This is a genomic window from Arenibacter latericius DSM 15913, assembly GCF_000424985.1.
GTDB lineage: Bacteria > Bacteroidota > Bacteroidia > Flavobacteriales > Flavobacteriaceae > Arenibacter > Arenibacter latericius.
This window is the reverse complement of record NZ_KE384286.1, coordinates 1-21,981: the sequence shown is the minus strand read 5'-3', so window position 1 is coordinate 21,981 and position 21,981 is coordinate 1. Positions and strand designations below refer to the sequence as shown.

The window sequence follows — 21,981 nt, the reverse complement described above, 5'->3', positions numbered from 1 at the left end:
ACATTATGGCTACAGTAAAATCCTTAAACAAATGGGCCAATGCACACACTTACTACCCCTTGGATTTAGTTCGCATTGCTTTAGGAGTATTTCTTTTTATGAAAGGGGTGGACTTTATGTCTAATCACGCTCAAATGGTGGAGATGATAAAACCTTTCCAAAACATGCCTGGCGGCATGATTATTATGCACTATGTAGCACCAGCACATTTTGTAGGTGGTTTCTTGCTGATAATCGGATTATTGACAAGGTGGGTAGTAATTGCACAATTACCTATTATAATTGGCGCAATTTTGGTAAATTTCCTTGGTGAAATGAATTTAAGCAACCTAATTTTAGCTACCATCGTTTTGGTGCTTTTAGTATTCTTTTTAATCTATGGATCGGGAAAACACTCAGCAGACTATTATTTAAAAATGCAGAAGTAACTCGCTATAGTTTTCTTTAAAAGAGCTTAAGTTTAGTAATGTTAATCACCTTAGGGCAAGCCTAAGAGGTTTAAAAGGAAAAATACCGCTATCAAATTCGCCTCCCGCTCGTGCCTTTCGGACCTGTTCGTCTAAGCAGAACGGGCAGGCTCGTCTAAGCAGACCGGGCAGGGAATTGTCGGTATATTCTAACATAACTTTATAGTAAACTACCTCGGGGCAAGCCCACAAGGCATTAAAAGAAAAAAAACGTATTGATTTCGAGGCAAGCCTCGCAGCATTTAAATCTCGATTATCGAGTAAACTACCTCGGGGCAAGCCCACAAGGCATTAAAAGAAAAAAAACGTATTGATTTCGAGGCAAGCCTCGCAGCATTTAAATCTCGATTATCGAGTAAATAAAATAATTTTTAATTGCATGAAACTGAATCTATTACCTAGTCATATTTTCAATTTAAAAAACAAATCTTATATCACAAAAGTATTATTTATTACTACCACTGCCATCCTTTTAATGGGAGGCTGTGTAAAAGACAGTTCTGAATCTAAAGACCCTATAGACAACAATCCTGTTATCCAAACAGATCCTGTGACATTCACCGTAATTGGCGACGTGCCCTACTCGGAGGAGCAACGAACTGGGTTATTAGCACTTATAGATAAACACAATGCCTTGGACCCGTCTGAGTTTGTAGTTCATGTAGGCGACTTTAAACCAGGAATAGTCCCCTGTGAAGAGCCTGTTTATAAGGATGTAGATAGCATTCTTAGGTTGTTTAAAGCTCCTACGTTTGTAGTACTTGGCGATAACGAATATAATGACTGTACGGATCCAGACCAAGGATTAGAATATTGGAAGAAATATTTTTTAAAATTTAATGAAAACTGGACTTTTGAGCCAACGGTTTCCTATCAGAAAGAACGCAATGAAAATTTTAGTTGGGTAAAAAATAACGTCTTATTTATTGGAATCAATTTGGTGGGCAGCACTGTTCATGACCCCGCAGAATGGCAAACAAGGTTAACGGATAACGGCAATTGGATAAAGAAGCAGATGGAAGAACAAAAGGACAAGGTGTCTTCCGCTGTTATATTCGCTCATGCCAACATAGTAGAATTAGGTGCAGATAAATTTCAAGTGTTTACCAATGCTTTTAGATCGGCCTCCAAAACTTTTAACAAACCAGTTCTTTTTGTACATGGTGATGGCCATTTCTGGCTTCAAAATAATCCTTGGCCAGAAAATAATATTACTCGCCTTCAAATAGAAGGAGGAATCAAGGCCGTTAAGATTACAGTGGATACTGAATCAAGCTCCTCATTTGTATTCGACCAGAAGTTTTTGGATTAAGCCTAAGTAAATAACAACTGAAGGACATCATTAGCAATTTTATGCATAAAATTAACTGTAAATAAAATACCGTACTCTTATTACAACATCTTATATAGCTATTGACAGTTTATCTATAATAACTATACTTATTAACACCCTTCTTAAACGAATAGGGTAATCAGCTCAGGACAAGCAAATAAAGATAAGTTCCTATTACAATTTTAGGCCTGCAGGGATAGAACGGGCAGTTAAGGGTCCTAAGATTCACAACTCACTTAGTGAGTAAAACCGAAACATAGTAGGTTTTACTGATAGTTTTCCTATTTTTATTGCTTTAAAAAATCCTGTATGACTATTACTCAATTACAATATGTACTTGCTGTTGCCGAATACCAAAATTTCACCCTCGCGGCAGAAAAAAGCTTTGTAACCCAACCAACTCTAAGTATGCAAGTTCAAAAACTGGAGGAAGAATTGGATATTTTAATTTTCGACAGAAGTAAAAAGCCTATCGCCATAACAGAGGTGGGGATGAAGATAGTGGCTCAGGCAAAAAATATTGTAAACGAAGCCAACCGCATACACGACATCGTAGACCAAGAAAAAGGATTTATTGGGGGCGAATTTACTTTAGGAATTATCCCTACAGTAATGCCTACCCTTCTCCCTATGTTCTTAAAGACCTTTATAAATAAATATCCTAAGGTTAATCTGATCATTAAGGAAAAAAGCACAGAAAACTTAATTAGAAATATACAGGACGGCCATTTGGATGCTGCTATAGCAGCTACACCATTAGAGATAGAATTTATTAAAGAACGACCGCTATATTATGAGCCTTTTGTTGGTTATGTACCGTCACACCACAGGCTAGGTAATTCTAACGAACTGATCCCAGAAGACTTAGATATTAATGACATATTATTATTACGTGATGGTCATTGCTTTAGAGATAACGTAATAAATTTATGTGATGCTTCTAAAAACTTTAAGGAAGATCATTTTCAATTGCAAAGTGGGAGTTTTGAGACACTAATAAACTTAGCCAATGAAGGCTTAGGAATGACCCTCCTTCCATTTTTAAATACCCTAGAATTAGACGATAGAAAAAAACAAAATTTAAAAAACTTCCAAAGTCCATCCCCAGCTAGAGAAGTAAGCCTAATTTATCATAAAAGCGAACTAAAAATTCAAATAACTAATGCGTTATACGATGTAATTTCTAGTGTTGTACGGGGCGCCATTGCATTCCAAGATGTGAAGATTATTAGTCCTTTGAGCAAATAACCTGCACATTGGGCCAATCTCAAAGAGCATTGTATAGTTCCTATAGAAATTTTTTAGGTGATGTATCGGATCATTAGAGTTCCACTCAGTGAATTAAGGGAAGTTTTAGTGCTTTAAGTTTAAAAAGAGATTTTTTTTAAAATGAGACCCCTTCTACCACCCCTCTAAGGCAATAAAAAAAGTAATACTGTTAGAATGCCAAAATAAAAAAGACCCCTATCATGGGGTCTTTTCTTAAGTCTTCAATAAAATCAGACTTTGCTGTAGTTCTGGTTTATCATTTATATAGCCCTGTAACCAGAGTTTAAGTTCTTCTACTTCGATTGGTAACAATCTCGTCAATGCTTTTTCTAGCTCTCTACAAAATAATCTAGAGTCAAAACTAACCTTTTGGAGTACAATCTTGGTGTACTCTAACATAGATTTTGGCATACTTCAAAATAATTTTTTGGTTGTCATCTAATATAACCAATAAAAGGCATATATTATTATGTTCCTATCGTTAAAAATTTAATAAATACATGTTAACACATTTGAATTCCCGTTTTTTCATACAACTTCCCCTACATATTAAGTGTTTAAGCAATTATTTAAAATTGATTATTGTACTATTATCGATTTCTACCACCACAAGCTGTAAGTCGCTTAAAAGCAAAAAGTTAACTTCTAAGATAGAACAAGAAATAAATTCTAAAACTAGTGCCGATTACTTCCAAGGCGTTTTAATTTATGATTTAAGCACACAGGATACGGTTTTTAGTCATAATAGTAATAGATACTTTACCCCTGCCAGTAACACAAAGATATTTACTCTTTATTCTGCGCTAAAAACCCTTCCCAATAATATCCCCTCTCTTAAGTATATAGTTTATAAAGACACCCTCTTTATGGAGGGCACTGGAGACCCTTCCCTTTTACATCCTTATTTTAAGGACTCAACCGCTTTAAAACTAGTAAAGGCACACGATTATATTTCGCTTCACCTCAATAATTTTAAGGAAGATAGATTCGGACCAGGTTGGGCTTGGGAAGATTATGACAGTTATTACAGTCCAGAAAGAAGTGGATTTCCAATGTTCGGGAATGTTGTAGACATCTATAAAGAAGACAGCCTAATGGTATCCCCTAGCGTTTTTTATGATAAGGTAACACCTATAGACTATATAAAAAATAGGGAAGAGGAGCAAAATGTATTTTATTTTGACCATAAACGGAAAGACACGCTTACCGTCCCCTTTAAAGTAGACTCTGTGCTTACAAAACGTTTATTGGAAATGGAGGTTCAAAAACCGATAAAAATGGTTTCGCAGATGCCATCTATGGAAAAACAAATTTTATATAGTATTCCCTCCGACTCGGTTTATAAAAGAATGATGCTAGAGAGTGATAATTTCTTAGCAGAACAACTATTGATACTATCCTCCTCCACTCTATCTGATATACTAAATAGTGCCACGGCAAGAAACTATATATTGGAAAATTACTTGTCGGATCTAAAACAAAGGCCTCGTTGGGTAGATGGGTCAGGACTCTCCCGTTATAATTTGTTTTCACCAGAATCCATGGTTCAAGTTCTTACTAAAATGATAGAGGAATTTCAACAAGAACGAATTCTAAACCTTTTCCCTATAGGAGGTGTTTCCGGAACACTAGAGAAAAGATTTCCAGGAAATCCACGTCCCTATATTTATGCCAAATCGGGCTCCCTGGGAAATAACTATTGTTTAAGCGGATATTTGATCACCAATTCTGGGAAAACTTTAGTTTTTAGTTTTATGAATAATCATTTCATTAAAAGCGGCACAGAAGTAAGAAAGTCGATGCAATTAATCTTTGAACATCTAAGGGATAATTACTAATCGGTTAACCTGTCAGAATCCATAAATTTGGCAAACTTTTCTCGTAGCAGGCTTAATTTTGGCGAAATATAAAGCTGGCAAAAAGGTTTTTCCTTGTCTTTTAGGTAGTAGTTATGGAACATTGGGTCCGAACTTTTAAACGCTACAAAAGGTAGTACTTTGGTAATAAGCTTACCATCAAAATTGATTTGAAAACTTTGAAGTGCATTGGTAGCTCTTTCGGCGTCTGCCAGATTATAAGTGTAAATGGCAGACCGGTATTTTTTACGCATACTATGGGATGACGTAGCATTATGGGTATGCAGATGGATTAGAATTAAATCTTCCATTGCTATTTCATTGTAATAATACTCTACTACTACGGCTTCGGAAAATGTTTTAGCCTCTCCTTCTGAGGCTACAAATCCTTGCTTTACGTTAGCAACTCCTTTTAATGCTTGGAATATTGCTTCTGTACACCAATGACAACCACCACCAAAAGCAATTTCACATATTTTCGCCATACTATATTGGTCGTATTATCAATAAGGACATAACGAATTAATTTGGGCGTATTGCAGCAATAAAATAGTTTTTGCGTCTTTTATTTCCCCTGAAGCAATCATTTCTAAGGCGGTTTTGAAAGGCAATTCTAAAACCTCAATATTCTCGGTTTCATCTTCTGCTCCTCCCCCTTCACCTACTTTCATATCATCATCATATTCACCTATAAAATAGTGAAGAATTTCTGTAACCGAACCAGGTGACATATAGGATTCAAAGACCTTTTCTACCTTATTTAATTTATAACCTGTTTCTTCTTCAGCTTCTTTTTTAATACAGGTTTCCGGAGAATCCCCATCTAAAACGCCAGCACAGACTTCTATCATCATACCATCATCATTGCCATTTAAATAGGTAGGCATTCTAAACTGTTTAGTTAGGGTTACGGTTCCCTTTTTGGGGTTATACAAAAGTATTGCAGCTCCATTTCCTCTATCGTAAGCCTCTCTAATTTGCTTTTCCCAAGTACCGTCCTGTTTTTTATATTCAAAGGTTAATTTGTTCAGCGTATACCAATTGTCGGAAAGCACTTCCTTTTTTATATTTCTTACGTTCTCGTTTTTCAAAATACATCTTTATTGTGGTCCAACACAAAACTATAAAATATACGGCGATATTTCTGTATACCTTTTCTAGACCGTAATTGCTTTATTTAAGTACCTTCTAAAAGGTAGCATCTCTCGGTAGACTTCCACCAGTTTTTCCTTAAAATGAGGAGCTAAGATATCTTCCCGATTTAGCGGATGCATAACCGCAAAAGTTTTATTTCTAAGTAATTCTATATGAGGATGATCCTTGGAAAACCCTTTGGGCGCTGTTTTAAGTCGGTCATCCTCTACAAGGCCCCTAAATGTTTGCTTAAAACTTCTTTTGTTCAATATTTTTTGTAATTCTTCCCCGTCATAGTCAATAGCTTCCCTAATACTGCGTAATTTATTAGCATCTGGTCTCCATAACCCCCCAGCTAGTATGGATTGACTCAATCCAATTTCTATATAAAAATCGCCAGTATTAGGAGCTTTGTCTAAACCGGCACCAAAATGATCTTTATAAATAGGCTTATTGGGATGAAATAGTAAGTTATTATTAATCCTATTTATTGCCCTCTTCCCAGATGTTAGATAGTATTCTTCATCTACACTTGCTAAAACGTGATCCATTTCTTCTAGCCATTGGATGAATTGATTTCTAACCTCTTTATACCATTTCCTATTTTGATCCATCCACTCCTTAGAGTTGTTTTGGTTGAGTTCTTTAAGAAATTGAAAGAGTGCATTAAAATCCATACTTTAAATATATGATTACTTTATTTTTGAGCCGACTTTAACTGAAGGAGAAATAGGAATATCTATTTCTCATTGAAAAAGCAAGTATGCTTAGACAGCATAATCTAAAACCGATTATCTCCATCTAATAAGTCACCTAAACCACCTAGAATACTACCTTCACCCTTTTGCTTCCCTCCTCTTGGTATGGATGCTAAAACGCGTCCGGCAAGCCTACTAAAAGGTAGGGATTGAATATATACAGTACCAGGCCCTCGTAGGGTAGCATAAAAAAGGCCTTCCCCTCCAAAAACAGTATTTTTTATACCTCCAACAAATTCTATATCATAATCTACGTCCTGTGTAAAACCAATTATACACCCGGTGTCTACTTTTAGAACTTCACCTGCAGCAAGTGTCTTTTTTGCGGTGGTACCACCAGCATGGACAAAAGCCATCCCATCTCCTTCCAATTTTTGCATAATAAACCCTTCTCCACCAAAGAGTCCGCGTCCCAATTTCTTTGAGAATTCTATCCCTACGGAAACGCCTTTGGCAGCACATAAGAAGGCATCTTTTTGACAGATAAATTTTCCTCTAAATTCAGTGAGGTCTATAGGGATTATCTTCCCTGGATAAGGAGATGCAAAACTCACTTGTTTTTTACCTTGTCCAATATTTAAAAACACAGTCATAAACAAACTCTCACCTGTTAGCAAACGTTTCCCGGCAGAAAACAATTTTCCCAAAACTCCCGTATCCTGATTGGAACCGTCACCAAAAATAGTGTCCATTTTAATATCGGTGTCCATCATCATAAAACTTCCTGCTTCGGCTACAACAGCTTCTTGAGGATCTAATTCGATCTCTACATATTGCATTTCTTCTCCGTAAATCTGGTAATCTATTTCGTTTGCATTCATTATGTTGGGTATTAATGGTTCTAAGGTTTTATAATTCTTAAGTACGCGCATAAATTGATGAATACACTAAAAGTATTTCACCAGTTAAGCCTTTCAATTTGGATTTATATTTCTTAAAATAAGTAGTAGAAAAGTACAATTTGTTACAATGTAATTTTAATAAAAATTAGGCCATTACGGTTTTAAGGCAATGAACTGTTGGATGCAAGCTGTAGGGAAAACACCAATTTTAAATTAACTCATTTTAAAATTTTCAAATTAATTTTTCACCTTTACGGTCCACTCAAAGTTAAAAGTAGACACCACTATTCCCTCCTCATTTACTCCTACTGATTTCATCCATGCCGTTTGCCCCTCCCCAGTAGCTAAGGTTTTATTGATAGCTTCTTTAATAAGATGGCCATCCTCACAAGTAAAAGTGATTTTTCCCGTTGCTTTCTTGGAAAAGTTAGCATTGTTATTCGCTACTAACATGGAGATTTTCTTTCCACTTTTTCTAATCTGTCCCATTACCATAGCTCCGGTAGATAATTCCGCTGCCATTCCTTGGACAGCCCAAAACATGGATTTAAATGGGTTTTGGTTAACCCATCTATGTCTTACGGTAACCACCGCCTTTTCATCATCAATATACCTTAAACGGACTCCTGTCCACCATGCAGCAGGCAGTTTAAAAAAACAGAACATATTTATTTTACTTGTCTCAGATGCCATATTGATGGGTTTAATATTAGCTAAAGTAACTAAAAATGACGAATCGGTTAATGTTAAAGTTTTCTTAATATATAGTACTTTGTTTTGCATAGTACCTTCCTTTAGACATATATTTGCATAAGAAACTAGTATGCCATGACAGAGACACTTAGCAAACATCATAAAAATGTATCGGCAATTATCCATGCATCTACCTTTTCCAAATACTTTATACCATTTGGCAATTTTATTTTACCCTTGGTACTTTGGACATTGAAGAGAACGGATCATCCATTTATAGATTCTAATGGTAAGCACGCCTTAAATTTTCAGATAAGCCTGCTGTTATACTCTATCTGTATTGGTATTATCACCATACCTTTTGTACTCATCTTTCTACCAGATGTCTTTCATTTTGGGTTATTAAACTTTTCCTCTTTAAATGAATTTAATGGCATTGACCTAGATTTTGCCCGCCACCCTTTTAAGTTGGGGAGGATATTATGGCCTTTAATATTGGCAGGCTTGGCACAGATAGTACTATTTATAGTCAATATTGTTTATACCATACTAGCCACCATTCGCACTAGCGAAGGGATTAATTTTAAATATCCATTAACCATCAATTTTATAACCTAATAAGAGAAAAAAAATAGTACTCATCACACTATTTCTGGAGTTTATTCATCAATCAAATCAATCTTCCGTCTGACAAAAATCAGCAAAAAAAACGAACAGTTAAATTATTATAATCATGCAACTATGAATGTTGAAAATACAAAAGCGCAAATGCGAAAAGGCGTTTTGGAATATTGCATCCTCTCCATTTTAGATGGGAAGGATAAATATACCTCCGAAATCCTGGATACTTTAAAAGACGCTAAAATGCTAGTAGTAGAGGGCACCATTTACCCTTTACTTACAAGATTAAAAAATGCGGGACTTCTCAATTATCGTTGGGAAGAATCTCCCTCTGGCCCCCCAAGAAAATATTATACGTTAACCGAAAAAGGAAAATTATTCCTGAAGGAATTAGATACTACCTGGGAAGAATTAAGAAATGCGACTAACCTCGTAACCAAATCAAAAAACAACTAAAATGAACAAGACAATAAATATAAATCTGGCCAATTTATTCTTTCATATAGATGAAGAAGCCTATTCTAAATTAAAACATTATTTAGAGGCCATAAAACGCTCCTTCGCCAATACCAACGGTAGTGATGAAATTATTGCAGATATAGAAGCCAGAATCGCTGAATTATTCCATGAGAAAATGGAAAATGAACGCCAGGTAATTACCCAAAAAGAAGTAGACGAGGTAATTAGTATCATGGGACAGCCCGAAGATTATATGGTAGATGAGGATATATTTGAGGACCAACCAAAATCTACCCCTAAATCTAGTAGTGTAAGAAAGTTATATAGGGATATAGAAAACAAATATATTGGTGGGGTATCCTCCGGATTGGGACATTATTTTAGAATAGATGCGTTATGGGTACGATGCTTATGGGTCTTATTAACCATATTCACTTGGGGTGGCTTTATCTTTATATATGTACTATTATGGATATTGACTCCAGAAGCCGTTACTACTGCGCAGAAACTAGATATGAAAGGTGAAACCATCAATATCAGTAATATTGAAAAAAAAGTCAAGGAAGGGTTTGATGACGTAGCTGAAAAGGTGAAAAATGTTGACTATGAGAAAGTAGGTAACCGCGTAAAGAATGGGAGCAAAAGTATTTTCAACTCCATTGCCGATATCATTATGTTCCTTTTTAAAATTATAGGAAAATTTATAGGCATTATTATGATCATCGCAGGAGCAGCGGGAATCGTTTCTCTTATTGTTGGACTCTTCACAGTGGGGATTTTAGACCTAATCCATATCCCAGGTATGGAATATTACTATATGGTAAACGGTACCGATATCCCAGTGTGGTTGATTTCCCTCTTTGTATTCTTCGCAATTGGTATTCCTTTTTTCTTTTTAATGTACCTAGGTTTAAAAATATTAGTGAACAATCTAAAATCTATTGGAAACATTGCCAAGTTTAGTTTATTAGGGCTTTGGTTAATCTCTATTATCCTATTAATTGTATTTGGAATAAGTCAAGCAGCTGCCCATGCATATTCTGGAAATGTTACATTTGAAAAAGTCTTACCCTTGGAAGAACCTAACCAACTTATCACGGTCAGCTTAAGATCTTCTAACTGGCAGGAACAGAATAATAATTTTGGATTTAACGGGGTGATTTTGGATTACACTGAAGATGGTGAGGAAGTTTTAATATTCGATGATATTAGATTTTATATTAAAAGTTCCAAAGATTCCCTTGCACATATAGAGCTACGAAAAGAAGCGAATGGAAGCTCTTTGAGGGACGCTACGGAAACAGCTGGAAAGATAAATTATTCTTATACCCTGCAAGATAACACCCTTATCTTGGATGATTTCTTAACCACTGCAAAAGATAACAAGTATAGGGACCAGCAGATTAGAGCAAACCTTTTATTACCCCTAGGAGCCCAGGTGAAATTTGAAAACTTTCCCAAGCATTGTTGGATGTTAAGAACGGATAATGACCAAGGTCTAAATGGATGTGAAATAACAGAGCATCTTTGGGTTATGGGTAAAAATGGCGTATTGGAATGTCAAGATTGCCCAGAAAATAATAGAACGATAAAGGAATCGGACGGAAAGAACAAAGTAATCATCAATGAGGATGGCTTAGATATCGACATAAAAGATGGGGAAGATTCTTTTAAGGTGAAGATAGGAAAACAAGGGGTACAGATAAAAACAGGGGAAAACAAATCTAATAAGGAAGAGGTAGATACAGTTCAGTAGCAGTAACCTACAATTGGGTAATTAATTGGTATATCATTTTCTATATAATTATAATTTTAAGCAGTAGAACATTAAATAAATTCAGTTAATCAGACTCAGGTCCTTTGCTTTAAATAAGCACTACTGGGTCACAACTACCACCATCATGACAACCTTAGCAAGAATAACGATTACACTGATCCTTACCCTTCTTTTTTCATCCTGCGGATTCGATATCAATATCGGACAAGGAGAAAAAGGAAACGGAAATATACAGAAGGATAAACGAGCAATAGAAGGTGAATTCTCTGCCATATCTGCTTCAGAAGGCTTAGACGTCTATGTTTCCCAAGGCACTAATTATGATATTTTAGTAGAAGGAGATGAAAACATAATAGACTTGATTGCTACCGATTTAAAAAATGGGATCTTACGCATCCATACTGTTGAAAACATTGGAAGAGCAACTAAAAACGTGTACGTAACATTGCCAAACATTACCGTCTTAAAAACTTCTAGCGGTGCAGAACTTATAGCTATTAGCACTATTAAGACAGAAGCTTTAGAATTAAATGCTAGTAGTGGATCTAGTCTGAACATAGATGATCTAAATGCCGACAAAATAAGTGCAAATACTAGTAGTGGTGCAAACATTGCAATTGCAGGTCAATCTAATACCTTTAATAGTAATGCCAGTAGTGGTTCAGAAATTAAAGCCTCCAATCTTACTACGGCAGTTTGTAGGGCCAATGCGAGTAGCGGCGCCAACATTTCTATAAATGTCACCGAATCTATTTACGCGGAGGCAAGTAGCGGAGCGGATATTAAGTATACGGGAAATCCGAAAGTAGAAAGTAAAAAATATAGCTCGGGAAGCGTTAGTCAATTATAGGCCTCCCCTAAATAACATCTCTACCACTTCTATACGCTAAGGTCCATTAAAATTTCAATGGACCTTAGCTTATTATATACCACATCTTTCTTTATATTCGTCTTTAAAATAACCTACTAAATTAAACACCAGAACACCTTATGGAATTAAATATTAAAAAATACGTTCTCCCGTTAAAACACACCTTTAGTATATCTCGGGAATCCCGTGATTTTCAAGACTCCATGATTGTCAGTCTTAAGCTAGATGGAAAAACTGGCTATGGAGAAGCCACAGCTAACCCTTACTACGGGGTAACATTTGAAACCATGCAAGCTGAAATAGAAAATATTAGACAAGATATAGAGCAGTTTAATTTAAAAACACCTGAAGAATTTCATGCTTTCTTATCTTCTAAAAATCTAAGCTATTTTGCCGTTTGCGCTTTAGATCTAGCGGCCAACGATCTTTATGGTAAATTAATAGGTAAGCCGTTATACCAACTGTGGGGAACAGACAATAGTACTTACCCTATCACCAACTACACCATAGGGATAGGAACTATTGAGAATATGGTGGCTAAGATGAAGGAGGTTCCGTGGCCCATCTATAAAATAAAGTTAGGTACCGAAAACGATGTTGAAATAGTACGAGAATTACGTAAACATACCGATGCTGTGTTTAGGGTAGATGCCAATTGTGCTTGGACAGCAGAGCAAACTATTGAATATGCTCCACAATTAAAAGAATTGGGTGTAGAATTTCTTGAACAACCTTTAAAAGCTGAAGATTGGGATGGGATGAAAAAAGTATTACAGCACAGTGTATTACCTACTATTGCTGATGAAAGCTGTATTGTAGAAGAAGATGTAGAAAAATGTGGCGCCCATTTTTCTGGAATCAATATAAAATTAACCAAGTGCGGCGGATTAACGCCAGCTAGACGAATGATTACTAAAGCAAAGTCTATAGGGTTAAAAGTTATGGTAGGATGTATGACAGAGTCTACTGTAGGCATCTCTGCCGTTGCACAGCTTATTCCTCAATTAGATTTTGTGGATATGGATGGCGCCATGCTATTAAGAGAGGATATTGCAGACGGAGTAATCATAAAAGAAAATGGCAAAGTAATTTTCCCAAGCATAGGTGGAAGCGGAATAACGTTACGTTAATGAATTATTATATAGATCATTTTCCCGGTAGGGAAATAGAAATAAATGGAGATAAATACCTGTATTTTGGTGGCACCTCTTATTTGGGACTTCAGACGGATAAGGCTTTTCAACAGCTTTATATTTCTAATATCCTAAAATACGGAACCAATTACGGGGCATCTAGAAAGGCCAATCTTAAACTTTCTGTATACGAGGAAGCAGAGAGCTTATTAACCCAATGGATAGGAACTGAAAGTAGTACTACGGTTTCTTCTGGGTATTTAGCAGGACAACTAGTAAGGCAAACCTTAGATTCTAAAGAACATAAACTGTTTTATGCCCCTAACACCCATTCCGCTTTATATGTAATGCAACAGGGCACGCGTTTAAAACCGTTTATCTCTTTTACTGCTTTAGATATTGCTATTAGAGATCATCTAAGAAAAAACAAAAATGTAACTCCAGTGGTATTACTAGATGCCATTGATTTTTCGGGCTATAATTATCCAGACTTTGTAGGGTTAAAAAAATTACCCCTAGACCAGATTATACTTGTGGTAGATGATTCTCATGGTATCGGTATTATTGGCGATAATGGCAGCGGAGTATATAAAAGCCTACAACAGTTAAACCCTAAAGAGTTAATTATTTGTTGTTCTCTGGGTAAAGGTTTCGGAATTCAGGCAGGAGCTATTTTTGGCTCCCACAAACGCATAAAACAATTAACAGATACCGCTTTCTTTGGTGGAGCAAGTCCAGCCGCCCCAGCCGCTATGGCCTCCTTGTTAGAGGGGGAGGATATTTTTCAACAAAAGAGAGCCGACTTAAAAAATAACATTGCATTATTTAAAGCCAATAACAACCAGTTAGGCAAGTTTAAGTGGATGCAAGGACACCCTTCCTTTAGTTTTAGAGACGCTAGCCTTACCCAATACTTGGAAAAACATAAAATTGTGGTGACTAGTTTTAAATACCCCGATGAAGACTCTCCATTAATGAGTAGGATAGTTCTAAGTGCACATCACACTAAAGAAGATATTTTATACCTCAAGAAGGTAATAAACTCATATTCCTAATTATTCTTCTTAAAATTTATATTACTTCTTTTTTTTAACATTTTAATTGACCATGTCCTTTTTATTTTGTAACTTTTTTGTATTAATTTAATTTAACGTATCACCCCTAAACACCAACACTATTATGAAAAAATTATTAGGATTGGTTTTCTTGATGTTAATTTTGGTAGCAGGTACTAAACTTTCATCACCTGAACCCCAAAACAACAACACGCTTGAAGGAACTTGGGAATTAGTTAGTTTCAATAACTACGATGGTAACGATGTGGTTAGCATATTACCGGCAACAGATGGTTATAGACAGATTAAGATGTATTATAATGGTAAAGTGATGTGGACTAGATATGTTCCCACAGATTCTATCGAATGGTTTGGATATGGTTCCTATACTGCTACGGACAGCACACTCACGGAAAAATTAGAGTATATGTCCGCCTCAATGAGAAAAATTGCGAATGAAAATATGGAATGGCATATGGAACTCGTCTTAGAAGGAAATATGTATAGCCAAATTTTCACGGATGAAGATGGAAACAGAATCAATTCGGAAAATTATAAGCGTATTGATTAAGCTTCTTCCTTTAAAAAATTAAAATTATTTTCTTAACAAACATAAAGCCCGATGGTGAATACACTATCGGGCTTTATTATATTAAATAAATACTACTTAAAATGTTCTCCTAATTAAAATAGGAGGAATATAAGTAATCAAGGATACTAATTTATTGTGTAGAAACCTCTTCTGCAGATTCTATAGTTGCCAAGTATCTTTCTGCATCAAGGGCTGCCATACAACCGGTTCCTGCGGCGGTAACTGCCTGCCTATATTCTTTATCTTGTACGTCTCCACTAGCAAATACACCTGGCTTACTGGTTTTCGTAGATTTCCCTTTTGTTATTAAATAACCAGTTTCATCCATTTCCAATTGCCCTTTAAAGATATCTGTATTTGGTTTATGACCAATTGCAACAAATAGACCTGTTATAGCGATCTCTTCTTTCTCTCCAGTAAGATTATTTACCATACGCAAACCTTCTACCACTTGATCTCCCAACACCTCATCTACTTCGGTATTGTAACGAATCTCTATATTCTTAAGGCTATTTACCCTATGCTGCATTGCTTTGGAGGCACGCATATGATCTTTCCTTACCAACATAGTAACTTTGCTACAAATATTAGCCAAATAAGATGCCTCTTCCGCAGCAGTATCTCCTGCTCCAACGATAGCTACATCCTGACCTTTGTAAAAGAATCCGTCACATACAGCACATGCTGACACACCCCCTCCGCGAAGTTTTTGCTCACTAGGTAATCCTAAGTATTTAGCGGTAGCACCTGTTGAGATAATTACAGTCTCTGCCTCAATAACCTTATCATTATCAATAGTTACCTTATGTATCCCTCCAACCTCATCACTAAACTCAACAGCAGTAGCCATCCCCATGCGAACTTCCGTCCCAAATCTTTCGGCTTGCTTTTGTAAATCTATCATCATAGAAGGTCCATCTACACCTTCTGGATACCCAGGAAAGTTATCAACCTCAGTAGTAGTGGTAAGCTGCCCACCAGGTTCCATTCCAGTATATACAACAGGATTTAAGTCGGCTCTTGCCGCATATATAGCTGCTGTATAACCAGCAGGTCCCGATCCAATAATCAACGTTTTTAATCGTTCAACTTTATCTGCCATAATCTAAATCTTCTATACTTATTTTATAAAGCAAAAGTAGGATTTTAACCAAAACCCTCGTCTCAAAAGTTATAAAAAGTTATTATAAGGCAAGTTACCAAAACTATTGTAAACTTCCTTCTCTTACTATTTCTAGTTTTCCAAGCAAACAAAATAGCCACTACCTCTTACAAAATTAGGGCTTATAACTTGAATATCAAGCAATTACCCTCTACCCTAATAGATGATAGGGTAACACTAAAAAAGGAATGATGGTATGAAATCCTATTTGGTTAATTACTGGCTTAAGGAAAAGATTCTCCAAAAAGGTATGCTTGTTCTTTACCATTACTAAAATGTTAGTATTAAAATCTGTTTGTTTGTTATTAATAGCCTCTATTATACCCTGATCCGGAACCTCGTGAAAGTGATGATTAGTCCCACTGAGCAATTTTTCCAATTTAGTTTTATTGGCCTCTTGTAGTGGACTTAGCTCTTGGCTATTAGAAACATGCATCACATCTATGGTAGCGTTGTGGAGCTTTGCCATAAAAAGTAGCTCTTTTACAAGTGTATCATTATATTCTATCTCGTAATCTGTAGGGAAAAGTATCTTATTAGGAGGTTCAAATTCATATTTAAAAGGGATTGTTAATATTGGACGTTTCGATCGTTTTATGGCGTGCACCGCATTACTTCCCAAAAATATTTCCTTGGCACCTGTTGCCCCTTGGGTGCCCATAATTATCAGGTCTATATTTTTCTCTTCCACTAGCTCGTCTATAGCTTCTATAAGAATACTAAAGGCACTATGAGATATAAATTGATGTTTTGGATTTTGAAATTCAGACACTATCCTCTCCTTAAAATCTTTTAAGCTTTTTTCAGCATCTAATCTATAGATATCACCAAGTCCGACTTGACCCGGACTATGTAATAAAAATTCTGACTGATAGATTGCAGGAGTATAGGTATGCAGTAGGTGAAAGGTGCACTCCTGGTTCTCCAACATTTGAACCGCATAAGTTATGGCTCCATAGGAGTTGTCAGAAAAATCGGTAGGTATTAGAATATTCTTCATAGACGTTAATTTTAGTGATTGCGATAAGATGATTTAAGAATTTACCTTAAATTTAAGGGAATTAACTGGTGAATCTCATGATGTATATCAGCAAAAAAAGATATTTTAATGAGTATTTTTATTTTAATAATTTGATTAACACCATTAAAAGAATAATAGAAAGATGAAAAGTAGTTTCAATGAAATCATAAATTCCGACACCCCTGTGCTAATCGACTTTTTTGCCACTTGGTGTGGGCCTTGTAAGATGCTGTCTCCTATTTTAGAATCGGTAAAAAAAGAATTAGGGGATTCGGTAAAAATAATAAAGATAGATGTGGACACCAATGCTCCTTTAGCCGCCCAATACCAGGTTCGTGGCGTCCCTACCATGATGCTGTTTAAAAATGGGAAACAACTTTGGAGGGAATCCGGTGTTTTGCAGCAGGCAGAAATTGTAGATGTCATTCGCTCCCATTCTTAACATAGAACAGCACACAAGATATGACTATATCTCTATTGCTGTGTTGCTCAACCAAAGAACATCATCAAAATCATTAACCAGGCATAAAAATTATTCAAGTGAAGTTTATTGATTATTATAAAATTTTGGGATTGGATAAAAATGCGGACCAGAGCCAAATTAAAAAGGCATACCGTAAGATGGCACGGAAATATCATCCGGACATTAATCCTAATGATAAGGAGGCCGAGCATAAATTTAAGGAAGTTAATGAGGCCAACGAAGTTTTGGGCGACCCAGAAAAACGGAAGAAATACGATAAATATGGTAAGGATTGGGAACATGCCGAAGAGTTTGAAAAAGCACAACGATCTAGTCGTGCATCCTCGGGACCAGGTAGACAATCCCAATCCCAACATTTTGAGGGGGCTGATTTTTCGGAATTTTTCGAATCTATGTTTGGTGGCAGCGGTGGCTTTCGCAGTGCAAGAGGCACCCGATTTAGAGGTCAGGATTATAACGCCGAATTAAAATTGCACTTACGTGATGTATATACCACCCACAAACAAACCCTTACCGTAAATAACAAAAATATACGAATTACGGTCCCTGCAGGGATTGAAAACGGGCAGACCATTAAAATTAGCGGACATGGAGGACCAGGACAGCAAGGTGGACCTAATGGTGATCTCTATATCACATTTTCCATTGTAAACGATACTCCGTTTAAACGCGATGGAAATCATCTGTACTCCACCGTAGATTTAGATCTATATACCGCCCTACTAGGGGGTGATATTACGGTAGATACATTTGATGGTCAGGTTAAACTAAAGATAAAACCAGAAACCCAAAACGGAACAAAGGTAAAACTTAGAGGCAAGGGCTTTCCCGTATATAAAAAAGAAGGGGCTTATGGAGATCTGTTTATAACCTATAATATTAAGACTCCTACCGGATTAACAGCGAAAGAAAAAGCACTGCTTAAAGAGCTTGCAGATTTAAGAAAGTAAAAAAACAAACCCTATGAATCAGGATAATTATATAGCGATAGAAGACTTTTGTACTTCCCACAATATAGCATCTGAATTTATGCTGGAACTTTATGAAATGGGTCTTGTAGAGGTAGTGTTCCAAGAAGACTTACAATATCTACCCATTCAACAATTACCTAAAGCAGAGAAAATAGTCCGACTCCATCTAGATCTCGATATTAATTTAGAAGGTATTGGGGTGGTTACAGAGCTATTAGACCGCATACAGACCATGCAGGATGAAATAACCGCTTTACACAATAAACTTAGCCGCTATGAATGATCTAAAAGGTAATGGAATGCCAAAGCAGCCGGACCTAGTATAGCATGGGCGCTTGGCGCTGTGGAAATCTTAACCTGAATTTTCCCTTTGTAGGCTATAAATAAATTTTTCTCCATACTGGCAATGGTAGGGTTTAATAAGAGATCCCCTGCTTTCCCTAGTCCGCCTGCAAGTATAAAGGCTTCTGGATCTAAATGTGCGGCAGTATCTGCCATTTTAGTACCTAGCACCTTTCCAGTTAATTCAAATGCCTTTAATGCAATAGGGTCACCACTGTGTGCAGCTTCGGCGATCATCACTCCCGTTAGGTCATTAAAACTAATATTTTTAAGAGACGATTCTTCCCGCATTTCAGAAATAAGCTCAAAAACAGTCCGTTTTAATCCGGTTACAGAAGCGTAATTTTCCAAACATCCTGTTAATCCACAATTACATTTACGTCCGTAGGGATCCACGTTAACGTGACCTAATTCACCGGCCATACCATTCTCCCCAGTCAGAAGCTTTCCGTTAATTACTATTCCACTCCCCAAACCAGTTCCTAAGGTAAGTACCACAAAATTCTTCATTCCCCTAGCCAATCCATAAGTCATTTCCCCAATAGCTGCGGCATTAGCATCATTAGCTATAACAGTTGGTAGGTTGCAAATCACCTCAATAGATTTGGCTAGTGGCACCCTACTTCCCCAATTAAAATTAGGGGGATCTTCCATTTCCCCAGTATGCATGTTAGAATTAGGGGCTCCTACCCCAACCGCAGCAACATCAATTCCTTTACCATGGGTACGCAACAATTCAGCTATCACATCCTTTAATTTACTCAAGAAATCATCAAAGGGCTGTTTAGCACCGGTATCATATACTTTTTCGCCTATTATTTGTCCTTCCTCATTTACCAACCCCACCTTAGTAAAGGTTCCTCCTACATCTATTGCTAAAACCCATTTTTCCATGCTTAAACCATTTTAAAAATTAAAAACAAAATAATACAAATTTTCAACTAATTCCTCATGATACTTGTCATTTGAAGTAGACGCTTGATCAATTAACAATTAGCAATTAGCAATAAACAATTAACAATAAGCAATGTGCAGTTTCTAAAATTAGTCTTGGATAGCCCCTGAAATTTACCTTGACTCTAGCAGGAGGGATATCAATGTATTATAACGGAGTAATAGCCACGTTTAAAATTAGCACATCTTAATATTGGCCTGGGAACCAATCTTCAAATTAGCTCACACTTCAAAGGGATTTAAACAATTAGCGCTTAGCAATTAGCATTGTTAATGTGCAGTTTCTAAAATTAATCTTGGATAGCCCTGTTTTTCCCTTGACTCTAGCAGGAGGGATATCAATGTATAATAACGGAGTAATAGCCACGTTTAAAATTAGCGCATCTTTATATTGGCATGTGAACTAATCTCCAAATTAATTCACACTTCATACGCTATATAGGTTCCTGAGCTGGGACGGACTTCAAAAGCATCTAGATCTATATCAAAACGTATTTTATATGCCTTAGTTGCTTCCGCAAAATAGTGATCAACCTCCTCTTCGTGCACAATATGCAATACACATCCTCCAAATCCACCACCCACTTGCCTTGCTCCAAGAACCAAATCGTATTGTTTAGAAAAATTGACCAAGAAATCGGACTCTGGACAGCTAACCTCATATAACTCACTGATTCCCTGGTGTGCCTCGTACAGAAGTTGTCCAAAGAGCTCAAGGTTATTTTCCTGCAACGCTTTAGCAGTAGCTAGCACCCGCTCATTTTCACTTATGATAAACAAACATCTATTATAAATAGTCTTAGACATTTCTGCTGCAGATTCTTCTAACATAGAAAGGGTAGCGTCTCTTAGCGACATTACCTCTGGATATTTTTTTTGGATTATACGCACCCCATCTTCACATTCCTTTTTTCGGGTATTGTATTCGCTGGATGCCAGATTATGAGAAACCTTGGTATTAAGCATAATCATTTTATAAGGAGCAATAGCAATAGGAATTTGAGTATGCTCCAAAGATTTACAATCCAAAAGAAGCACATGCCCCTCTTGACTCATAACCGATGCAAATTGATCCATTATACCGCATTGGGTTCCCACAAAAGTATGTTCTGCCGTTTGTGACAGTCGGACAATATCCATATTAGAAATACCAAGATCAAATAGCTTATTTAACCCAAATGCCAGTCCACATTCTAGTGCTGCCGAAGAGCTCAGCCCAGAACCAATTGGCAATTTACTTTCTATAATAATATCGAATCCACGTAATTTGTCGGTCCTTTTTAAAAGTTCGTTTAAAACGCCAAGGAGGTAGTTTTCCCATTCCACGTCACTTCTAGAAATATTATTCAGGTCCAGCTTAAATCCAACGTCATAACCAAGACTAAAAATATTACATTGTGTAGAAGAGTTGTTCTTTCTAAATTTAAAGGTGATTGTTTTTTCTATCGCCGTAGGCAATACGTAACCGAGATTATAATCGGTATGCTCCCCTATCAGATTAATTCTCCCTGGGGATTCTACTATAAGCTCTGGCGTAAAATTCTCTGTAAACAGCATATACTCATGGATTGACACCTCAAAAATAACAATTATCCATTAATAAATGTATAAAATACGTTTATAGAGAAAATAGTGTTCAGTGGGCAGTGTTACAGTGAACAATGAACAATAAACAATAAACAGTTAGCAATAAACAGTTAGCAATAAACAGTTAGCAGTGAACAGTACCTCCCCCGCTAATCGCGGGAATACCTGACGATATGACTCTTTGCTACAATATTTGATATTACTTCTCTTCAATTGTTAAAATCAAAAGAATTCGGCCTATTTTAATTTTCGTTAAAAATCAAGTGCTTTTCACAGCGGGTGAAGGAAGGTTTACCTGCCGAAGGCAGGCGTCCGGCAGCGCATGTACACCTAAGTCGTTGGAAAGTTTACCTGCCGGAGGTAGGCGGCCTGGACGGTGCGGCCGTGTAGATTTCACATCCTAATAAGCTAATACATTAAAGTCCAACGCTACAGCTGGCTCCTCTAAACATAAGGTACTCCGGTACCTTAGTTTGTCGGCCCTGGTTCGTTTTTTCATCAATGGAAAAAATGAACAGAATTAGTTTTTAGAACAGAACTAATCATTTTTATAAATAAATCCAATGAAAAGTATAACTAAATCCATCAAAAATACTGGAC

Annotated in this window: 24 protein-coding genes; 14 read left to right on the top strand and 10 right to left on the bottom strand. The window is 36.5% G+C overall.

Features of this window, described 5'->3' with window-relative positions:
• Window positions 1-5 precede the first annotated feature (5 nt).
• The 3 genes from H344_RS0117485 to H344_RS0117475 all read left to right on the top strand — a co-directional run bounded on the left by H344_RS0117485 (window position 6) and on the right by H344_RS0117475 (window position 3,048).
• Window positions 6-428 (top strand): DoxX family protein, encoded by a 423-nt coding sequence (locus tag H344_RS0117485; protein ID WP_026811449.1) that lies wholly within the window; start codon window positions 6-8, stop codon window positions 426-428.
• 418 nt (window positions 429-846) lie between these two features.
• Entirely contained in the window at window positions 847-1,779 is a 933-nt protein-coding gene (locus H344_RS0117480) for a metallophosphoesterase (RefSeq protein WP_026811448.1), read from the top strand.
• 330 nt (window positions 1,780-2,109) lie between these two features.
• Entirely contained in the window at window positions 2,110-3,048 is a 939-nt protein-coding gene (locus H344_RS0117475) for a LysR substrate-binding domain-containing protein (protein ID WP_026811447.1), read from the top strand.
• Between the two features lie 234 nt (window positions 3,049-3,282).
• On the opposite strand, the gene H344_RS0117470 is transcribed toward H344_RS0117475, so the two are convergent.
• Window positions 3,283-3,480 (bottom strand): hypothetical protein, encoded by a 198-nt coding sequence (locus H344_RS0117470; protein WP_026811446.1) that lies wholly within the window; start codon window positions 3,478-3,480, stop codon window positions 3,283-3,285.
• A gap of 164 nt (window positions 3,481-3,644) precedes the next feature.
• Here H344_RS0117470 and H344_RS0117465 point away from each other — a divergent pair, with 164 nt between their 5' ends.
• Window positions 3,645-4,907, top strand: a complete 1,263-nt coding sequence (locus H344_RS0117465; protein WP_240485021.1) for a D-alanyl-D-alanine carboxypeptidase — start codon at window positions 3,645-3,647, stop codon at window positions 4,905-4,907.
• Here H344_RS0117465 and H344_RS0117460 read toward each other — a convergent pair.
• From H344_RS0117460 to H344_RS0117440, 5 genes are all read right to left on the bottom strand, one after another.
• Complete coding sequence (locus H344_RS0117460; RefSeq protein WP_026811444.1) at window positions 4,904-5,410, bottom strand: peptide-methionine (S)-S-oxide reductase; 507 nt, start codon at window positions 5,408-5,410, stop codon at window positions 4,904-4,906. The two genes, H344_RS0117465 and H344_RS0117460, sit on opposite strands and share 4 nt — an antisense overlap.
• 18 nt (window positions 5,411-5,428) lie before the next feature.
• The gene (nudK, locus tag H344_RS0117455) at window positions 5,429-6,016 is read right to left on the bottom strand and encodes a GDP-mannose pyrophosphatase NudK (protein WP_026811443.1); all 588 of its coding nucleotides are present in this window, start codon (window positions 6,014-6,016) and stop codon (window positions 5,429-5,431) included.
• Window positions 6,017-6,082: 66 nt separating this feature from the next.
• Window positions 6,083-6,736 (bottom strand): DUF2461 domain-containing protein, encoded by a 654-nt coding sequence (locus tag H344_RS0117450; protein ID WP_026811442.1) that lies wholly within the window; start codon window positions 6,734-6,736, stop codon window positions 6,083-6,085.
• Window positions 6,737-6,840: 104 nt separating this feature from the next.
• Window positions 6,841-7,638 carry a TIGR00266 family protein gene (locus tag H344_RS0117445; protein ID WP_026811441.1) on the bottom strand — a complete coding sequence of 266 codons (798 nt, stop codon included), beginning with the start codon at window positions 7,636-7,638 and terminating at the stop codon, window positions 6,841-6,843.
• Between the two features lie 258 nt (window positions 7,639-7,896).
• Entirely contained in the window at window positions 7,897-8,352 is a 456-nt protein-coding gene (locus H344_RS0117440) for a DUF4442 domain-containing protein (RefSeq protein WP_026811440.1), read from the bottom strand.
• Window positions 8,353-8,487: 135 nt separating this feature from the next.
• Between H344_RS0117440 and H344_RS0117435 the strand changes: the two genes are divergently transcribed.
• From H344_RS0117435 to H344_RS0117405, 7 genes are all read left to right on the top strand, one after another.
• Window positions 8,488-8,970 (top strand): DUF4870 domain-containing protein, encoded by a 483-nt coding sequence (locus H344_RS0117435; RefSeq protein WP_026811439.1) that lies wholly within the window; start codon window positions 8,488-8,490, stop codon window positions 8,968-8,970.
• Window positions 8,971-9,093: 123 nt separating this feature from the next.
• Entirely contained in the window at window positions 9,094-9,429 is a 336-nt protein-coding gene (locus H344_RS0117430; protein ID WP_026811438.1) for a PadR family transcriptional regulator, read from the top strand.
• A gap of 1 nt (window position 9,430) precedes the next feature.
• Window positions 9,431-11,188: a PspC domain-containing protein gene (locus H344_RS0117425; protein ID WP_026811437.1), complete on the top strand. Its 1,758-nt coding sequence runs from the start codon at window positions 9,431-9,433 to the stop codon at window positions 11,186-11,188.
• 145 nt (window positions 11,189-11,333) lie between these two features.
• A complete protein-coding gene (locus H344_RS0117420) occupies window positions 11,334-12,059 on the top strand; it encodes a head GIN domain-containing protein (protein ID WP_026811436.1) in 726 nt (241 codons plus the stop codon).
• A gap of 140 nt (window positions 12,060-12,199) precedes the next feature.
• The gene (locus H344_RS0117415) at window positions 12,200-13,210 is read left to right on the top strand and encodes a dipeptide epimerase (RefSeq protein WP_026811435.1); all 1,011 of its coding nucleotides are present in this window, start codon (window positions 12,200-12,202) and stop codon (window positions 13,208-13,210) included.
• Window positions 13,210-14,268: an aminotransferase class I/II-fold pyridoxal phosphate-dependent enzyme gene (locus H344_RS0117410; RefSeq protein ID WP_026811434.1), complete on the top strand. Its 1,059-nt coding sequence runs from the start codon at window positions 13,210-13,212 to the stop codon at window positions 14,266-14,268. Before H344_RS0117415 ends, H344_RS0117410 begins: the two co-directional genes overlap by 1 nt.
• Window positions 14,269-14,392: 124 nt before the next feature.
• Window positions 14,393-14,839, top strand: coding sequence for a hypothetical protein (locus tag H344_RS0117405; RefSeq protein ID WP_026811433.1), 447 nt, complete (start codon window positions 14,393-14,395; stop codon window positions 14,837-14,839).
• 151 nt (window positions 14,840-14,990) lie between these two features.
• Here H344_RS0117405 and trxB read toward each other — a convergent pair whose 3' ends face one another.
• Window positions 14,991-15,962, bottom strand: coding sequence for a thioredoxin-disulfide reductase (gene trxB / locus H344_RS0117400; protein ID WP_026811432.1), 972 nt, complete (start codon window positions 15,960-15,962; stop codon window positions 14,991-14,993).
• A 211-nt stretch (window positions 15,963-16,173) separates the two neighbouring features.
• A complete protein-coding gene (locus tag H344_RS0117395; RefSeq protein WP_026811431.1) occupies window positions 16,174-17,022 on the bottom strand; it encodes a universal stress protein in 849 nt (282 codons plus the stop codon).
• Window positions 17,023-17,185: 163 nt separating this feature from the next.
• Here H344_RS0117395 and trxA point away from each other — a divergent pair, with 163 nt between their 5' ends.
• The 3 genes from trxA to H344_RS0117380 all read left to right on the top strand — a co-directional run bounded on the left by trxA (window position 17,186) and on the right by H344_RS0117380 (window position 18,781).
• Window positions 17,186-17,485 (top strand): thioredoxin, encoded by a 300-nt coding sequence (gene trxA, locus H344_RS0117390; protein ID WP_026811430.1) that lies wholly within the window; start codon window positions 17,186-17,188, stop codon window positions 17,483-17,485.
• Window positions 17,486-17,583: 98 nt separating this feature from the next.
• Complete coding sequence (locus H344_RS0117385; RefSeq protein WP_026811429.1) at window positions 17,584-18,477, top strand: DnaJ C-terminal domain-containing protein; 894 nt, start codon at window positions 17,584-17,586, stop codon at window positions 18,475-18,477.
• Window positions 18,478-18,490: 13 nt separating this feature from the next.
• Entirely contained in the window at window positions 18,491-18,781 is a 291-nt protein-coding gene (locus H344_RS0117380) for a chaperone modulator CbpM (RefSeq protein ID WP_026811428.1), read from the top strand.
• On the opposite strand, the gene H344_RS0117375 is transcribed toward H344_RS0117380, so the two are convergent.
• The gene (locus H344_RS0117375; protein ID WP_026811427.1) at window positions 18,772-19,734 is read right to left on the bottom strand and encodes an ROK family protein; all 963 of its coding nucleotides are present in this window, start codon (window positions 19,732-19,734) and stop codon (window positions 18,772-18,774) included. The two genes, H344_RS0117380 and H344_RS0117375, sit on opposite strands and share 10 nt — an antisense overlap.
• Window positions 19,735-20,214: 480 nt before the next feature.
• Window positions 20,215-21,351, bottom strand: coding sequence for a galactokinase (galK, locus tag H344_RS0117370; RefSeq protein ID WP_034256961.1), 1,137 nt, complete (start codon window positions 21,349-21,351; stop codon window positions 20,215-20,217).
• Window positions 21,352-21,981 lie beyond the last annotated feature (630 nt).

Coding starts and splice junctions, on each gene's coding strand:
- H344_RS0117420 (WP_026811436.1), top strand. CDS start 11,334: ATGACAACCTTAGCAAGAATAACGATTACACTGATCCTTACCCTTCTT.
- H344_RS0117380 (WP_026811428.1), top strand. CDS start 18,491: ATGAATCAGGATAATTATATAGCGATAGAAGACTTTTGTACTTCCCAC.
- trxB (WP_026811432.1), bottom strand. CDS start 15,962: ATGGCAGATAAAGTTGAACGATTAAAAACGTTGATTATTGGATCGGGA.
- H344_RS0117470 (WP_026811446.1), bottom strand. CDS start 3,480: ATGCCAAAATCTATGTTAGAGTACACCAAGATTGTACTCCAAAAGGTT.
- H344_RS0117480 (WP_026811448.1), top strand. CDS start 847: ATGAAACTGAATCTATTACCTAGTCATATTTTCAATTTAAAAAACAAA.
- H344_RS0117445 (WP_026811441.1), bottom strand. CDS start 7,638: ATGAATGCAAACGAAATAGATTACCAGATTTACGGAGAAGAAATGCAA.
- H344_RS0117450 (WP_026811442.1), bottom strand. CDS start 6,736: ATGGATTTTAATGCACTCTTTCAATTTCTTAAAGAACTCAACCAAAAC.
- H344_RS0117415 (WP_026811435.1), top strand. CDS start 12,200: ATGGAATTAAATATTAAAAAATACGTTCTCCCGTTAAAACACACCTTT.
- galK (WP_034256961.1), bottom strand. CDS start 21,351: ATGCTGTTTACAGAGAATTTTACGCCAGAGCTTATAGTAGAATCCCCA.
- H344_RS0117395 (WP_026811431.1), bottom strand. CDS start 17,022: ATGAAGAATATTCTAATACCTACCGATTTTTCTGACAACTCCTATGGA.
- H344_RS0117430 (WP_026811438.1), top strand. CDS start 9,094: ATGAATGTTGAAAATACAAAAGCGCAAATGCGAAAAGGCGTTTTGGAA.
- H344_RS0117410 (WP_026811434.1), top strand. CDS start 13,210: ATGAATTATTATATAGATCATTTTCCCGGTAGGGAAATAGAAATAAAT.
- H344_RS0117405 (WP_026811433.1), top strand. CDS start 14,393: ATGAAAAAATTATTAGGATTGGTTTTCTTGATGTTAATTTTGGTAGCA.
- H344_RS0117435 (WP_026811439.1), top strand. CDS start 8,488: ATGACAGAGACACTTAGCAAACATCATAAAAATGTATCGGCAATTATC.
- H344_RS0117475 (WP_026811447.1), top strand. CDS start 2,110: ATGACTATTACTCAATTACAATATGTACTTGCTGTTGCCGAATACCAA.
- trxA (WP_026811430.1), top strand. CDS start 17,186: ATGAAAAGTAGTTTCAATGAAATCATAAATTCCGACACCCCTGTGCTA.
- H344_RS0117460 (WP_026811444.1), bottom strand. CDS start 5,410: ATGGCGAAAATATGTGAAATTGCTTTTGGTGGTGGTTGTCATTGGTGT.
- H344_RS0117425 (WP_026811437.1), top strand. CDS start 9,431: ATGAACAAGACAATAAATATAAATCTGGCCAATTTATTCTTTCATATA.
- H344_RS0117485 (WP_026811449.1), top strand. CDS start 6: ATGGCTACAGTAAAATCCTTAAACAAATGGGCCAATGCACACACTTAC.
- H344_RS0117440 (WP_026811440.1), bottom strand. CDS start 8,352: ATGGCATCTGAGACAAGTAAAATAAATATGTTCTGTTTTTTTAAACTG.
- H344_RS0117375 (WP_026811427.1), bottom strand. CDS start 19,734: ATGGAAAAATGGGTTTTAGCAATAGATGTAGGAGGAACCTTTACTAAG.